The following is a 14299-nucleotide window of genomic DNA, read 5'->3' on the forward strand; positions in this document are numbered from 1 at the left end:
CCATGGAAGCTTTCACCACGCACACCGGGCGGGCCGTCCCGCTGCGCCGCAGCAATGTCGACACCGACCAGATCATCCCGGCCCACTGGCTGAAGAAGGTCACCCGCGACGGTTTCGAGGACGGGCTCTTCGAGGCCTGGCGCAAGAGCGACGACTTCGTCCTCAACCGCCCCGAGCGCAAGGGCGCCACGGTCCTGGTCGCTGGCCCCGACTTCGGCACCGGCTCCTCGCGTGAGCACGCGGTCTGGGCCCTGCAGAACTACGGCTTCAAGACCGTCATCTCCTCGCGCTTCGCCGACATCTTCCGCGGCAACTCGCTGAAGAACGGCCTGCTGACCGTGGTTCTGCCGCAGGAGACCGTCGAGCGGCTGTGGCAGCTGACCGAGGCGGACCCGACGGCCGAGATCACCGTGGACCTGGTGGCCCGCGAGGTCCGAGCCGACTCCATCACCGCCGAGTTCGAGCTCGACGAGAACGCCCGGTGGCGGCTGCTGGAGGGGCTGGACGACATCTCCCTCACCCTTCAGAACGAAGCGGACATCGCGGCGTACGAGGCCTCCCGGCCGGCCTTCAAGCCGCGCACGATTCAGGCCTGAGCAGCACGTATCCATCCGCCGCCGCACCACTGCGCCCCCTGCCTCCACGGCAGGGGGCGCAGTTGTCGTTGAGGCCCTGTGGGGCGACAACTCGCCCCAGATGGCACAATCTGTGTATGGAACGCGACAGTCAACTCGAGCTCTACGAGATCGTCGCGGACCGGTTGAAAGAAGCACACGCAAGAGTGCGCGGACTGCAAGTCCCGGAGGGCGTAAGGGTGGCGCTGAGCCGGAAGCTGCTGGTCGTGACGGCCGTGGCCAAGCACGATCTCGCGGATGCGGCAAGGCGTCTGGACAGGTTGATGAAGGACCTCGACGAGGGTCGATTCCCCGAAGACGACTGATGCGAAGTAACTCCGCAACGGCCTACTTCGTTGCGGCACTAGGGTGATTAGCCCGTTTCGTGTTTGATTTGCGGTATATATCTGCCTAACGTGCGAAAAAGCTTGAACACATTCGTTCTGGCAATGTCTCCGAAGGGGAAGACGTGAACAAGGCGCAGCTCGTAGAAGCGATTGCCGACAAGGTCGGCGGCCGTCAGCAGGCCGCAGACGCTGTCGACGCGGTACTCGACGCGATCGTCCGCGCCGTGGTCGGTGGCGACCGGGTTTCGGTCACCGGCTTCGGTTCGTTCGAGAAGGTCGACCGTCCGGCCCGCTACGCGCGCAACCCGCAGACGGGTGAGCGCGTGCGGGTCAAGAAGACCTCCGTCCCCCGATTCCGCGCGGGACAGGGTTTCAAGGACCTGGTGAGCGGCTCGAAGAAGCTGCCCAGGGGCGGCGAGGTCTCCGTCAAGAAGGCCCCCAAGGGCAGCCTTTCGGGAGGAGCTCCCACGCGTACGACCGCCAAGGCCGCGGCCAAGAAGGCCGCGGCGAAGAAGGCGACGGCGAAGAAGACCACCGCGAAGAAGACGACCGCGGCGAAGACCGCGGCCAAGAAGACCACCGCCAAGAAGACGACCGCGGCCACGAAGACCGCGGCGGCCAAGAAGGCGGCCCCGGCGAAGACGGCCGCCAAGAAGGCCACCGCCAAGAAGACCGCGCCGGCCAAGAAGGCCACCGCGAAGAAGGCGCCCGCCAAGAAGACGACGGCGCGCAAGACCACCGCCAAGAAGACCACTGCCAGGTAAAAGCCGACAGAGGTTACCCACGCGCCGGGCCGGACTCCCCTCAGGGAGCCCGGCCCGCGGTGTTTTTGCGTGGCTCAGAAGGTCTGCAGCGTCACCAGCGTGATCCGGCGCGACTCGCCCTCGCCGTCCGTCTCGATCCGTACCCGCTGGCCGGGCCGCAGCAGCCGCAGACCGCCGGCGTCGAAGGCCGGGGCGTCGAACGGCACCGGGGTGCCGTCGTCGAGCAGCACACTGCCGCTGCGGGTCTCGGGATCGTACGTGTACGCGGTCGCCTGCATGCCCGAAGCCTAGGCCAGGCCCGGGCCCGCCATGAACTCGGCCGAACGGGCCGACGTACGGGGTCCCACACCCAGGGCCACAGCCGCCCGCAGATCGGCCGGCGTATCGACGTCCTGCCGTACGGAATCCACGTCGGCGAGCAGGATTTCCGCCGCTCCCGAGGCCGAATGCCGCGCCCGGGACGGGCCGCCGAACGACGGTGACAATTCCACGTGCGGTGCCGCGGAAAGCAGAGTTGTTCCGATTCCCGCCGCATCCGCCAGAAATGCACGGGGAAATACCGCGGCCGCATCGAGCACCCGTCGCAATTCGGCGGGCCGCAGCGCCGGCAGATCGGCGTTCAGCGCGGCGACCGGGGCACCGGCCCGCGCCGCCCGCACCGAACGCGCCCCGTGCGCCAGTGCGGCGTTGAGCCCGGCCGCCGGTGCGTCCGGCTCTGTACGGGCGCCCAGCGCGGCCAGTTCCGCGGCCGCCAGGGCATCGTCCGTGACGACCACCACATCCCGTACCGCGGGGCACGCCAGGGCCGCGGCCACGGTGTCCTGCGCGAAGGCGAGGGCGAGCCCCGGCCGCAGGCCGTCACCCGTGGCCGGGGCGAGTCTGCTCTTGGCCAGGACGAGGGGCTTCAGTGGTACGACCAGACTCCAGCCGGTGTTCGTGACGTGTCCCTCCCTCGGGCACGGGTGGGCACGGGCCCTGTGTCTCGGCCCCATTGTCGCCTGCTGTCATGGCAACCGGGGGCCGGGGGCCGTACACCGGGGCGTACCGTGTTCTCGACAGACCACGGACCTGGGGCGACACTTGTCCGGCCGACCGGGTGCTTCAAGACGCCACCAGGTCATAGAGGAAGGTGTCCGCGTGTCCCGCCGCAGAATCGGCTTCTGGTACCGCCTGGCGGCGGTCATCGCCAAACCACCTCTGGTGGTTCTGTTCAAGCGGGACTGGCGGGGAATGGAACACATTCCGGCCGACGGCGGATTCATCACCGCGGTCAATCACAACTCATATCTGGACCCGCTCTCCTACGGGCACTTCCAGTACAACAGCGGACGCGTTCCCCGGCTGCTGGCCAAGGCGGCGCTCTTCGACGCGCCGTTCGTCGGCAGGATCCTGCACGGCACCGGCCAGATCCCCGTGTACCGGGAGACCACCAACGCCCTGGACGCGTTCCGCGCCGCCGTGGACGCCATCGAGCGCGGTGAGTGCGTCGCCTTCTATCCCGAGGGCACCCTCACCCGCGACCCCGACATGTGGCCGATGGCGGGCAAGACCGGTGCGGCACGCGTCGCGCTGATGACCAAGGCACCCGTCATCCCGGTCGCGCAGTGGGGCGCCAACCTGGCGATGCCGCCGTACGCCAGGGAGAACAAGCTGCGGCTCTTCCCGCGCAAGACGCTCCAGGTGCTCGCCGGCCCGCCGGTCGACCTGGACCGGTTCTACGGGCTCGAACCCACCCCGGACGTCCTGCGGGAAGCGACCGAGGCCATCATGGCCGCGATCACGGATCTGCTGGTGGAGCTCCGCGGGGTGCCCGCACCCGCCGAGCCGCACGACCATCGCAGGGCACGGGCAGAACAGCGGCGCAAGGCCGCGGGAGAGGGCGCGAACCCATGAGCCACCCGGTCAAGGCAGCCGTCTACGGAACGGGCTCCTGGGGCACTGCGTTCGGCATGGTCCTGGCGGACGCGGGCTGCGAGGTGACCCTCTGGGGCCGCCGCCCCGAGCTCGCCGACGCCATCAACCAGGGCCGTACGAACCCCGACTATCTGCCCGGCATCGAGCTGCCCCCGACCCTGCGGGCCACCACCGACGCGGCCGAGGCCGCCCGGGGCGCCGAGTTCACCGTCCTCGCCGTGCCCTCGCAGACGCTGCGCGCGAACCTCGCCGACTGGGCGCCGCTGCTGCCCGCCGACACCGTGCTCGTCTCCCTCATGAAGGGCATCGAACTCGGCACCGCCAAGCGGATGAGCGAGGTGATCGAGGAGGTCGCCAAGGCGCCGGCCGACCGGATCGCCGTCGTCACCGGACCCAACCTCGCCAAGGAGATCGCCGCCCGCATGCCCGCCGCGGCCGTCGTCGCTTGCCGCGACGAGGCCGTGGCCAACCGGCTCCAGGCCGTCTGCCACACCCCGTACTTCCGCCCGTACACCAACACCGACGTCGTCGGCTGTGAGCTCGGCGGCGCGGTCAAGAACGTCATCGGGCTGGCGGTCGGCATCGCGGACGGCATGGGTCTGGGCGACAACGCCAAGGGCTCGCTCATCACCCGCGGCCTGGCCGAAACGACCCGCCTCGGACTGGCGATGGGCGCGGACCCGCTCACCTTCTCGGGCCTCGCGGGTCTCGGCGACCTGGTCGCCACCTGCTCCTCGCCGCTCTCGCGCAACCACACTTTCGGCACCAACCTGGGCCGCGGCATGACGCTCGCGGAGACCATCGCGGTCACCAGACAGACCGCGGAGGGCGTCAAATCCTGTGAGTCGGTGGCCGATCTGGCCCGCCGCCACGGTGTCGACATGCCCATCACGGACACGGTCGTGGACATCGTCCACAACGGCAAGCCGCCGATCGTCGCGCTGAAGGAAATGATGGCACGCAGCGCCAAGCCCGAGCGCCGCTGACTTGTCCGCGACCACCGGGTAGTCTCATCGCGATATGAGCAGCGAGAACTCCCCCCAGACCCCTGAGCAGTCGCGCAAGCCACGCGTCGCCGTCGTGTTCGGCGGTCGTAGCTCCGAACACGCCATCTCGGTCGTCACGGCCGGCGCGGTCCTGCGCGCCATCGACCGGACGAAGTACGAGGTGCTGCCCATCGGCATCACCACGGACGGCCGCTGGGCGCTGACCGCCGACGAGCCCGAGCGGATGGCCATCGCCGACCGCCGGCTGCCGAACGTCGAGGAGCTCGCGGAATCCGCCGAGGGGGGCGTGGTGCTCCCCGTCGACCCGGCCAACCGCGAGGTCGTCTACGCCGAGCCGGGCTCCGTGCCCAAGGCGCTGGGCGAGGTCGACGTGGTCTTCCCGATGCTGCACGGCCCGTACGGGGAGGACGGCACCCTGCAGGGGCTGCTGGAACTCTCCGGCGTCCCGTACGTCGGCTCCGGTGTGCTCGCCTCGGCCGTCGGCCAGGACAAGGAGTACATGAAGCGGGTGTTCATCTCCTTCGGGCTGCCGGTCGGCCCGTACGAGGTGATCCGCCCCCGCGAGTGGCAGAACGACCCCGCCGCGGCCCGGAAGAAGATCGTGGACTTCGCGGGCGAGCACGGCTGGCCGCTGTTCATCAAGCCCGCGCGCGGCGGGTCCTCGATGGGCATCACCAAGGTCGACGACCTGTCCGGCCTCGACGAGGCGATCGAGGAGGCACAGCGCCACGACCCCAAGGTCCTCGTCGAGTCGCTGCTGCGCGGGCGTGAGATCGAGTGCGGCGTGCTGGAGTTCGAGGACGGTCCGCGCGCCAGCGTGCCGGCCGAGATCCCGCCGGTCACGAGCCACGACTTCTACGACTTCGAGGCCAAGTACATCGACTCGGCGTCCGGCCTCGTGCCCGCGCCGATCGGCGACGAGGCCACCGCCGAGGTGCAGCGGCTCGCGATCGCGGCGTTCGAGGCCGCCTCGTGCGAGGGCCTGGTCCGCGCGGACTTCTTCCTGCAGGACAACGGCGAGTTCGTGATCAACGAGATCAACACCATGCCGGGCTTCACCCCGATCTCCATGTACCCGCGGATGTGGGAGGAGACCGGCGTGAGCTACCCGGAGCTGGTGGACCGGCTGATCCAGGCGGCGATGCGCCGGCCGACGGGCCTGCGCTAGACGGCCGGTCAGCGCCTGAGTACACGGAGGCGTCAGAGGCTCGCGGGCACCGTCTTCTCGACGGGGCCCGCGAAGGCCGTGAGCGGGGTGGCGTCATGGGCGTACTTCACGGACATCGAGACCTCCACATACGCCTTGCGGTACGTGGTGGTGAACCGGGGCCCGTCGCCCCGGCGCTCCTCCAGCAGCCAGTTGACGCCGTTCGCCTCGACCCCCTTCGCCCCGGGGTCGCTCATCCTCTCGGGGCGGGGGACCCCACAGCGCAGTACGATCGCCCCGTCTCCCCATGCGGCGGTCAGTTCGGAGCCGGGCCCGGGATCGTTCCGCTCGAGACCGGCGACGGTCTCCGGCAGCTCCTTGTCCAGCGCACGGCAGATCTTGGCGGCTTCCGCGTCCGGGCTGGGAACCGCCGGGACCGCGCTGCCGTCCGTGGAGGAGCAGCCCGCGACGGCCAACAGCACGACGGCAGCGGGCAGACAGCGGTGGGGGCGGCGCGGGAGACGGTGGCGTGAAGGTGTCACCGGCCCAGAGTAGACGGGGGCTAGAGATGTACGACCGGGCAGGTCAGGGTGCGGGTGATGCCGTCCACTTGCTGGACCTTGGCGACCACCATGCGACCGAGCGCGTCGACGGTCTCGGCCTGGGCGCGCACGATGACGTCGTAGGGACCGGTCACGTCCTCGGCCTGAATCACCCCCGGGATCTTGCCGATGGTCTCGGCGACGGTCGACGCCTTGCCCACCTCGGTCTGAATAAGGATGTACGCCTGTACCACGGAACCTCCAGGGCGGCCACGAGGATCATGTGGGGAGAAGAGACGCCACCGTATCGCGTCGCCGAGGGCAGCGGGGAGACCTGCGGGGCGAGGGACGCACGCAGTGCGGCGTCCGGAGAACACAAGTTGACGTACACGTTGACGGTACCTACAGCAGTGACGGCTCGCGACCGCAAGCGCACTGGGGCAGAAGAGGCACACCGATGCTGCGTCTTCCCGGGGGCAACCCCCGGACCCCCGGCCGGACAAGCAGGGATGCCGGGGGCGTCCGGCACAGCGATGAGAGGTAGGACTCGGTGAAGGGAACTGTGGGGGAGCTGGGGGAGTTCGGGCTCATCAGAGAGCTCACCTCCCGGCTCACGACCACCCCGGCGGTACGACTGGGGCCCGGCGACGACGCCGCGGTCGTGGCCGCACCGGACCGCAGGGTCGTGGCGAGCACGGACATCCTGCTCGAAGGACGGCACTTCCGCCGCGACTGGTCCACCGCGTACGACGTCGGCCGCAAGGCCGCCGCCCAGAACCTGGCCGACATCGCCGCCATGGGCGCGGTGCCGACCGCACTGCTCCTCGGCCTCGTCGTGCCTGCGGAACTCCCCGTGACCTGGCCCACCGAGCTGATGGACGGCATCCGGGACGAGTGCCAGGTCGCCGGGGCGGCCGTGGTCGGCGGCGATGTCGTACGCGGCGAGACGATCACCGTCTCCATCACCGCCCTTGGCGACCTGCGCAATCACGAACCGGTCACCCGTGCCGGGGCCCAGCCGGGCGACGTGGTCGCCGTGACCGGCTGGCTGGGCTGGTCGGCCGCCGGATACGCGGTGCTCTCGCGCGGCTTCCGCTCCCCGCGGGCGTTCGTCGAGGCCCACCGGCGCCCGGAACCGCCGTACCACGCGGGCCCCGCCGCCGCCGGGCTCGGCGCCACCGCCATGACCGACGTCAGCGACGGACTCGTGGCCGACCTCGGGCACATCGCCGAGGCCAGCAAGGTCCGGATCGACCTGCGCTCGGGCGCCATCGACATCCCCACGCAGATGAACGACATCGGCCAGGCCGTCGGCGTCGACCCGTTGCAGTGGGTGCTCACCGGGGGAGAGGACCACGCGATCGTGGCGACGTTCCCGCCCGACGTGAAGCTGCCGGCTCGCTGGAAGGTGATCGGCGAGGTCCTCAACCCCTCGGCGCTGCCCCAGGTGACGGTCGACGGCGCTCCCTGGACCAGCAAGGGCGGCTGGGACCACTTCGGGGACATCGAGGACGGCAAGTAGATTCGGGGGCATGCCGATACCTCCGCGCGTGCCTCCCCGTGTCCTCACCGTCGCCGGCTCCGACTCCGGCGGCGGTGCGGGCATCCAGGCCGACCTCAAGACCATGCTGGCGCTCGGCGTGCACGGCATGAGTGTGCTCACCGCGGTGACCGCGCAGAACTCCCTCGGCGTCCGGGGCGCGTGGGAGCTGCCGGCCGAGGCGGTCGAGGCCCAGTACCGCGCCGTCGTCGACGACATCGGCGTACAGGCGGTCAAGACCGGAATGCTGTCCTCCGCCATGCTGGTCGAGACGGTGGCCGGGCTGCTGGCGGGCACCGACGCCCCGGTCGTCGTGGACCCGGTGGGCGTCTCCAAGCACGGCGATCCGCTGCTGGCGGCGTCCGCGCTCGATTCCGTACGGACCAAGCTCCTGCCGAACGCCACCGTGGCCACCCCCAACCTGGACGAGGTCGCCCAGTTGACCGGCGTGCGGGTCGGGTCGGAGGCAGACATGCGCCGGGCCGCCGACGCAGTACTGGACTTCGGGCCGCGGTGGGCGCTGATCAAGGGCGGCCATCTCAGCGGCGACGCCGTGGACCTGCTCACCGACGGCAGCGAGGAGCACTGGCTGCGCGCACCCCGGCACGACAACCGGCACACGCACGGCACCGGCTGCACGCTGGCGAGCGCGGTCGCGTCGGGCCTGGCGAAGGGGCTGGGGGTGCCGGAGGCGGTCACGGCGGCCAAGGAGTACGTCACGGGCGCCATCGCGGCGGGATTCCCGCTGGGCGGCGGCATCGGTCCGGTGGACCACGCCTGGCGCCTGCGCCGAGCCGTCTGAGTACGGCGTCATGCCGGTCCAGGCACGGCAAAAAGCCGGTCCACCGAGGTGGACCGGCTTTCCAGGCAACCAGAAGGGCTGCGCTACGACGAGACCGTCAGCGCGAGACCTTGCCGGCCTTGATGCACGAGGTGCAGACGTTGAGCCGCTTCGGCGTCCGACCGACCACGGCACGCACGCGCTGGATGTTGGGGTTCCAGCGACGGGACGTACGGCGGTGCGAGTGCGAAATGTTGTTGCCGAAGCTCGGCCCCTTGCCGCAAACGTCGCAGTTGGCAGCCACGGGTCACTCCAAAGACTTCAGATGCACTTACAGTGAATTCCCGGCGCGCCGGGATCTGAAGATCGGTGGCTTGCCGGGGGGAATGGCCCGACTCTCGTCGGGCAACCGGAGCAGCATACAACGCCTGCTCCCGTTCAACGAAACTACCATGGCTGCCACGCCCCCCGCCCCGGACGGTCCCCCGCCCCGTCGTTACCCTGCGGTGCAATCCCCGCCGCCCATAGGAGGACGCCAGGTGCCGCACACGCCGCCCACCCTCGACGCCGACGCGGTGCGCAGCTGGAGTTCACGGGCGTTGACGGCACTGGGCCGGGCCCGCGAGGAGATCGACGCGATCAACGTCTACCCGGTCGCGGACGGGGACACCGGCACCAACCTGTACATGACCGTCGAGTCCGCGACCCAGGCGGTGGAGGCGGTGTTCGCCGCCCACGAGGCCGTCGCGGACGGCTCGGTCCCCTCACTGAACGACGCCGTACGCGCGATGGCGCACGGCGCGCTCATCGGCGCCCGGGGCAACTCCGGCACGATCCTGGCCCAGCTGCTGCGCGGCATGGCCGAGGTACTGACGGACGCCGGGCTCGCCCCCGCCCTGCGCCGGGCCGCCGAGTCGGCCTACGACGCGGTGGCCCACCCCGTCGAGGGCACGGTGCTCACCGTGGCCACCGCCGCCGCCGACGCGGCGGAGCGGGCCTCGGGGGACTGCGCCGCGGTGGCGCGCGCGGCCTACGACGGGGCGTGCGTCGCGCTGGACGCGACCCCCGGGCAGCTGGCGGTGCTCGGGCGCGCGGGCGTCGTCGACGCGGGCGGCCGCGGACTGCTCGCCGTGCTCGCGGCGCTGGTCGAGGTCCTCTGCGGGGAGGCTCCGGCGGAACGCGCGCCGCACGCGCACCCGGTGGCGCTCGACTGCGCCCCCGACGGCGCTCCGGAGCACCTCGGCGACGGGCCCGCGTTCGAGGTGATCTACCTGCTTGAGGCGGACGACGCGGCCGTCGCGCGGCTGCGCACCCGGCTGGACGCCCTGGGCGACTCTCTCGTCGTCGTCGGCGGCGACGGGCTGTGGAACGTACACGTCCATGTCGATGACGCGGGCGCCGCCGTGGAGGCCGGCGTCGAGGCCGGCCGGCCGTACCGCATCCGGATCACCCACTTCGGCGACCGCCAGCCCGCGCCGCCCGAGCAGGTGCAGCGTGCGGTCGTCTCGGTCGTCCCCGGCCAGGGCCTGGCCGGGCTGTGCGCCGAGGCCGGCGCGACGACGGTACTCGCGCGCCCCGGGGAGCCGCCGGCCAGCGGCGAACTGGTCGACGCGATCCGCCGCGCGCACGCCCGCGAGGTCGTGCTCCTGCCGAACGACGCCGAACTGCGCCACACCGCCGCGGCGGCCGCGGAGCAGGCCCGCACCGAAGGGGTACGTGTCGCCCTCATCCCCACGCGCTCCGCGGTGCAGGGCCTCGCGGCCCTCGCCGTCCACGAACCGGACCGCCGCTTCGACGAGGACGTGGTGGCGATGACGGCCGCCGCGGGCGCCACCCGCTACGCCGAACTGGCCGTCGCCGAACGGCAGTCGTGGACCATGGCGGGCGTCTGCCAGGCCGGGGACGTGCTCGGCCTGATCGACGGCGACGTGGCGGTGATCGGCTCCGACCTGACCGCCACGGCCGAAACGGTGCTGGACCGCATGCTGGCGGCCGGCGGCGAACTGGTCACCCTGGTCGTCGGCGCGGACGTACCGGAAGCCTTCGCGGACCACCTGGAGGCGTACGTACGGGACGGCCACCTCGCGGTGGACACGGTGGTCTACCCGGGCGGCTGCCACGCGGCCCCGCTGCTGATCGGCGTGGAATGACCGCGCCGGGTCCGCACGGCATCCGCTCCGTGTGTCAGTGGCATGGTGTGCAATGGATCGCGTGTCCGCGCTCGACGAACCTCTGAAGAAGACGCTCGGCCCCGCCACCGCCAAGGTGATGGCCGAGCACCTCGACCTGCACACGGTCGGCGACCTCCTGCACCACTACCCGCGGCGGTACGCCGAGCGGGGCGAGCTCACGCCGCTCTCCGAGCTGCCTCTGGACGAGCACGTCACCGTCGTCGCGCAGGTCGCGGACGCCCGCGTACTGAAGTTCAACCAGGGCCGCGGGCAGCGGCTCGAAGTGACCATCACCGACGGCAGCGGCCGGCTGCAACTGGTCTTCTTCGGCAAGGGGATCCACAAGCCCCACAAGGAACTGCTGCCCGGCAGCCGCGCCATGTTCGCCGGCAAGGTGTCCATGTTCAACCGCAAGCTGCAGCTCGCCCACCCCGCGTACGAGCCGCTGGGAACCGCGAGCGCCGAGGACGCGGTGGACGCCTTCGCCAACCAGCTGATCCCGATCTACCCGGCCTGCAAGCAGCTGGAGTCGTGGAAGATCTCCAAGGCCGTGGACGCGGTGCTGCCCCGCGCCCGGGAGGCCGTCGACCCGCTGCCGCCCTCGCTGCGCGACGGCCGCGGCCTGGCCACGCTGCCCGACGCGTTGCAGGCGATCCACCGGCCGCGGACGAAGGCCGACATCGCCGGTGCGCGGGACCGCCTCAAGTGGGACGAGGCGTTCGTCCTCCAGGTCGCGCTGGCCCGGCGCCGGTACGCGGACACCCAACTGCCCGCGGTCGCAAGGAAACCGGTCCGGGGCGGGCTGCTCGACGCCTTCGACGCCAAGCTGCCGTTCACCCTCACCGAGGGCCAGCGGCAGGTCACCGCCGAGATCTTCACGGACCTCGCCACCGAGCACCCCATGCACCGCCTCCTCCAGGGCGAGGTCGGCTCGGGCAAGACCCTCGTCGCGCTGCGCGCGATGCTCGCGGTCGTGGACGCCGGCGGCCAGGCGGCGATGCTCGCGCCCACCGAGGTGCTCGCCCAGCAGCACCACCGCTCGGTGACCGAGATGATGGGGGAGCTGGCCGAGGGCGGAATGCTCGGCGGGTCCGAGGAGGGCACCAAGGTGGTACTGCTCACCGGATCGATGGGGGCAGCCGCGCGCCGCCGGGCCCTGCTCGACCTGGTCACCGGTGAAGCCGGGATCGTCATCGGCACCCACGCCCTCATCGAGGACAAGGTCCAGTTCCACGACCTCGGCCTGGTCGTGGTCGACGAGCAGCACCGCTTCGGCGTGGAACAGCGCGACGCCCTGCGCTCGAAGGGCAAGCAGCCGCCCCACCTGCTGGTCATGACGGCGACGCCCATCCCGCGCACGGTCGCGATGACAGTCTTCGGCGACCTGGAGACGTCGGTACTGGACCAGCTGCCGGCCGGCCGCTCGCCGATCGCCAGCCATGTCGTACCGGCCAGGGACAAGCCGCACTTCCTCGCGCGCACCTGGGAACGGGTGCGCGAGGAGGTGGAGAAGGGCCACCAGGCGTACGTGGTGTGCCCGCGCATCGGGGACGGCGAGGACGAGCCCCGGAAGAAGGACCCGTCGCCGGAGGACGAGGCCGAGAAGCGCCCGCCGCTCGCGGTGCTGGAGATCGCCGAGCAGATCGCCTCGGGCCCCCTGAAGGGGCTGCGGGTGGAGATCCTGCACGGCCGGATGCAGCCCGACGACAAGGACGACGTGATGCGCCGCTTCGCGGCCGGCGAGGTGCATGTCCTGGTCGCCACGACCGTCATCGAGGTCGGGGTGAACGTCCCCAACGCCACCGTCATGGTGATCATGGACGCCGACCGCTTCGGGGTGTCCCAGCTGCACCAGCTGCGCGGCCGGGTGGGCCGCGGCTCGGCCCCCGGCCTGTGCCTGCTGGTGAGCGAGATGCCGGAGGCGAGCCCGGCCAGGGCCCGGCTGAACGCGGTGGCCGCCACGCTCGACGGCTTCGAGCTGTCCCGGATCGACCTGGAACAGCGCCGCGAGGGCGATGTGCTGGGCCAGGCCCAGTCGGGCGTGCGGTCCTCGCTGCGGATGCTCGCGGTCATCGAGGACGAGGAGATCATCGCCGAGGCCCGTCAGGAAGCGGTCGCGATCGTCTCCGCCGACCCCGGACTGGAGAAGCTCCCGGAACTGCGCACCGCCTTGGACGCCCTGCTGGACACCGAACGCGAGCAGTACCTGGAGAAGGGCTGAGACGGCCGGGGAGTCGCGCGCAGGCCGACGGCCTATCGTTTAAGCAATCAAGCAGGCAATGACCGCCCCCGTCCCGAAGGACTTCAGACTCAGATGACCCGCGTGATCGCCGGCGCGGCCGGTGGACGCCGCCTCGCCGTTCCGCCGGGCAACGGCACCCGCCCCACCTCCGACCGGGCGCGCGAGGGGCTGTTCTCCACCTGGGAGTCCCTGCTCGGCTCGCTGGCCGGCGCACGGGTGCTCGATCTGTACGGTGGATCGGGCGCCGTCGGCCTGGAGGCGCTGTCCCGGGGCGCCGAGCACGCCCTGCTTGTCGAGGCGGACGGCCGGGCGGCGCGCACCATCCGGGACAACGTCCGCGCGGTCGGCCTGCCCGGCGCCGAGGTCAGGGCGGGCAAAGCGGAGCAGATTGTGTCGGGTCCGGCGCCCAGTGCCCCGTACGACGTGGTTTTCCTCGATCCGCCGTACGTCGTCACGGACGACGATCTTGGCGAGATACTGCTCACACTCCGCTCGCAGGGCTGGCTCACGGGCGATGCGCTCGTCACCGTGGAGCGCAGCACCAGAGGCGGCGAATTCCGTTGGCCCGAGGGCTTCGAGCCGTTGCGGTCCCGTCGTTACGGCGAGGGCACGTTTTGGTACGGTCGCGCCGCCTCAACGTGCGAAGACTCACCATGACCGGACCGGAGAGCGAGGGAGTTCAGTTGCGCCGCGCCGTCTGTCCGGGGTCGTTCGACCCCATCACCAATGGACACCTCGACATCATTTCCCGCGCCTCCAAGCTGTACGACGTCGTACACGTGGCCGTGATGATCAACCAGTCGAAGCAGGGCCTCTTCACCATCGAGGAGCGGATCGAGCTGATCCGCCAGGTCACCGCCGACTACGGCAACGTCGAGGTGGAGGCCTTCCACGGCCTTCTCGTCGACTTCTGCAAGCAGCGCGACATCCCCGCCATCGTCAAGGGCCTGCGGGCCGTCAGCGACTTCGACTACGAGCTGCAGATGGCCCAGATGAACATCGGGCTCTCGGGTGTCGAGACCCTGTTCGTCCCGACCAACCCGACCTACAGCTTCCTCTCCTCCAGCCTGGTCAAGGAGGTCGCCGCGTGGGGCGGCGACGTCGCCCACCTGCTGCCCCCGGTGGTGCACGAGGCCCTGGTGGAGCGGCTCGGCCGGAAGTGACGTACTGACTGCCCGTCACCCGGTGTCGGACTGGCGCCGACTGGCCGTACAGTCGTCCCGTCCGTCT

The 14299-nt window shown here is 70.9% G+C and carries 17 protein-coding genes; 12 read left to right on the forward strand and 5 right to left on the reverse strand.

Translation table 11 applies throughout. The features are described from left to right. The first annotated feature begins 2 nt into the window (after positions 1-2). The 3 genes from leuD (at position 3) to ACWV17_RS09175 (ending at position 1725) form a co-directional block, all read left to right on the forward strand. A complete protein-coding gene (leuD, locus tag ACWV17_RS09165; RefSeq protein ID WP_455359254.1) occupies positions 3-596 on the forward strand; it encodes a 3-isopropylmalate dehydratase small subunit in 594 nt (197 codons plus the stop codon). A gap of 116 nt (positions 597-712) precedes the next feature. Further along, positions 713-940, forward strand: a complete 228-nt coding sequence (locus ACWV17_RS09170) for an SCO5555 family protein (protein ID WP_455355583.1) — start codon at positions 713-715, stop codon at positions 938-940. Between the two features lie 143 nt (positions 941-1083). Continuing rightward, the gene (locus ACWV17_RS09175) at positions 1084-1725 is read left to right on the forward strand and encodes an HU family DNA-binding protein (RefSeq protein WP_455355584.1); all 642 of its coding nucleotides are present in this window, start codon (positions 1084-1086) and stop codon (positions 1723-1725) included. A 74-nt stretch (positions 1726-1799) separates the two neighbouring features. Here the strand turns inward: ACWV17_RS09175 and ACWV17_RS09180 are convergent, their stop codons facing one another. After that, a complete protein-coding gene (locus ACWV17_RS09180; RefSeq protein ID WP_455355585.1) occupies positions 1800-2003 on the reverse strand; it encodes a hypothetical protein in 204 nt (67 codons plus the stop codon). Between the two features lie 9 nt (positions 2004-2012). After that, a complete protein-coding gene (cofC, locus tag ACWV17_RS09185) occupies positions 2013-2717 on the reverse strand; it encodes a 2-phospho-L-lactate guanylyltransferase (RefSeq protein ID WP_455359255.1) in 705 nt (234 codons plus the stop codon). Positions 2718-2862: 145 nt separating this feature from the next. Here cofC and ACWV17_RS09190 point away from each other — a divergent pair, with 145 nt between their 5' ends. The 3 genes from ACWV17_RS09190 to ACWV17_RS09200 are packed head-to-tail and all read left to right on the forward strand — an operon-like array spanning position 2863 to position 5814. After that, the gene (locus tag ACWV17_RS09190; protein WP_455355587.1) at positions 2863-3618 is read left to right on the forward strand and encodes a lysophospholipid acyltransferase family protein; all 756 of its coding nucleotides are present in this window, start codon (positions 2863-2865) and stop codon (positions 3616-3618) included. Continuing rightward, positions 3615-4625: an NAD(P)H-dependent glycerol-3-phosphate dehydrogenase gene (locus ACWV17_RS09195; RefSeq protein ID WP_455355588.1), complete on the forward strand. Its 1011-nt coding sequence runs from the start codon at positions 3615-3617 to the stop codon at positions 4623-4625. The genes ACWV17_RS09190 and ACWV17_RS09195 overlap by 4 nt, the downstream gene beginning before the upstream one ends. Before the next feature lie 34 nt (positions 4626-4659). Further along, on the forward strand, positions 4660-5814 hold the full coding sequence (locus tag ACWV17_RS09200) for a D-alanine--D-alanine ligase family protein (protein ID WP_455359256.1): 1155 nt from the start codon (positions 4660-4662) through the stop codon (positions 5812-5814). 32 nt (positions 5815-5846) lie between these two features. Here ACWV17_RS09200 and ACWV17_RS09205 read toward each other — a convergent pair whose 3' ends face one another. After that, positions 5847-6335, reverse strand: coding sequence for a DUF3515 domain-containing protein (locus ACWV17_RS09205; protein WP_455355590.1), 489 nt, complete (start codon positions 6333-6335; stop codon positions 5847-5849). Positions 6336-6355: 20 nt separating this feature from the next. Next, positions 6356-6589 carry an Lrp/AsnC family transcriptional regulator gene (locus tag ACWV17_RS09210; protein WP_254369568.1) on the reverse strand — a complete coding sequence of 78 codons (234 nt, stop codon included), beginning with the start codon at positions 6587-6589 and terminating at the stop codon, positions 6356-6358. 296 nt (positions 6590-6885) lie between these two features. On the opposite strand from ACWV17_RS09210, the gene ACWV17_RS09215 reads away from it, so the two are divergent. Both ACWV17_RS09215 and thiD read left to right on the forward strand, forming a co-directional pair. After that, positions 6886-7857 carry a thiamine-phosphate kinase gene (locus tag ACWV17_RS09215; RefSeq protein ID WP_455355591.1) on the forward strand — a complete coding sequence of 324 codons (972 nt, stop codon included), beginning with the start codon at positions 6886-6888 and terminating at the stop codon, positions 7855-7857. 10 nt (positions 7858-7867) lie between these two features. After that, the gene (thiD, locus tag ACWV17_RS09220; protein WP_455359257.1) at positions 7868-8677 is read left to right on the forward strand and encodes a bifunctional hydroxymethylpyrimidine kinase/phosphomethylpyrimidine kinase; all 810 of its coding nucleotides are present in this window, start codon (positions 7868-7870) and stop codon (positions 8675-8677) included. A gap of 97 nt (positions 8678-8774) precedes the next feature. Here thiD and rpmB read toward each other — a convergent pair whose 3' ends face one another. After that, complete coding sequence (gene rpmB / locus ACWV17_RS09225) at positions 8775-8960, reverse strand: 50S ribosomal protein L28 (protein WP_003951095.1); 186 nt, start codon at positions 8958-8960, stop codon at positions 8775-8777. A 148-nt stretch (positions 8961-9108) separates the two neighbouring features. Between rpmB and ACWV17_RS09230 the strand changes: the two genes are divergently transcribed. The 4 genes from ACWV17_RS09230 to coaD all read left to right on the forward strand — a co-directional run bounded on the left by ACWV17_RS09230 (position 9109) and on the right by coaD (position 14232). Continuing rightward, the gene (locus ACWV17_RS09230) at positions 9109-10806 is read left to right on the forward strand and encodes a DAK2 domain-containing protein (RefSeq protein ID WP_455359258.1); all 1698 of its coding nucleotides are present in this window, start codon (positions 9109-9111) and stop codon (positions 10804-10806) included. Positions 10807-10858: 52 nt separating this feature from the next. Beyond that, the gene (gene recG / locus ACWV17_RS09235; protein ID WP_455359259.1) at positions 10859-13048 is read left to right on the forward strand and encodes an ATP-dependent DNA helicase RecG; all 2190 of its coding nucleotides are present in this window, start codon (positions 10859-10861) and stop codon (positions 13046-13048) included. Between the two features lie 93 nt (positions 13049-13141). Continuing rightward, positions 13142-13726, forward strand: coding sequence for a 16S rRNA (guanine(966)-N(2))-methyltransferase RsmD (rsmD, locus tag ACWV17_RS09240; protein WP_455355594.1), 585 nt, complete (start codon positions 13142-13144; stop codon positions 13724-13726). Between the two features lie 26 nt (positions 13727-13752). Next, complete coding sequence (gene coaD / locus ACWV17_RS09245) at positions 13753-14232, forward strand: pantetheine-phosphate adenylyltransferase (RefSeq protein ID WP_455355669.1); 480 nt, start codon at positions 13753-13755, stop codon at positions 14230-14232. Positions 14233-14299: the final 67 nt, after the last annotated feature.

It is taken from the genome of Streptomyces mabaensis, from assembly GCF_053763515.1.

Excerpts from the sequence above, each read along its gene's own strand:
- ACWV17_RS09230 (WP_455359258.1), top strand. The coding sequence starts at position 9,109 with ATGGCTGCCACGCCCCCCGCCCCGGACGGTCCCCCGCCCCGTCGTTAC.
- leuD (WP_455359254.1), top strand. The coding sequence starts at position 3 with ATGGAAGCTTTCACCACGCACACCGGGCGGGCCGTCCCGCTGCGCCGC.
- ACWV17_RS09195 (WP_455355588.1), top strand. The coding sequence starts at position 3,615 with ATGAGCCACCCGGTCAAGGCAGCCGTCTACGGAACGGGCTCCTGGGGC.
- thiD (WP_455359257.1), top strand. The coding sequence starts at position 7,868 with ATGCCGATACCTCCGCGCGTGCCTCCCCGTGTCCTCACCGTCGCCGGC.
- cofC (WP_455359255.1), bottom strand. The coding sequence starts at position 2,717 with ATGGGGCCGAGACACAGGGCCCGTGCCCACCCGTGCCCGAGGGAGGGA.
- rsmD (WP_455355594.1), top strand. The coding sequence starts at position 13,142 with ATGACCCGCGTGATCGCCGGCGCGGCCGGTGGACGCCGCCTCGCCGTT.
- ACWV17_RS09200 (WP_455359256.1), top strand. The coding sequence starts at position 4,660 with ATGAGCAGCGAGAACTCCCCCCAGACCCCTGAGCAGTCGCGCAAGCCA.
- ACWV17_RS09180 (WP_455355585.1), bottom strand. The coding sequence starts at position 2,003 with ATGCAGGCGACCGCGTACACGTACGATCCCGAGACCCGCAGCGGCAGT.
- recG (WP_455359259.1), top strand. The coding sequence starts at position 10,859 with ATGGATCGCGTGTCCGCGCTCGACGAACCTCTGAAGAAGACGCTCGGC.
- ACWV17_RS09170 (WP_455355583.1), top strand. The coding sequence starts at position 713 with ATGGAACGCGACAGTCAACTCGAGCTCTACGAGATCGTCGCGGACCGG.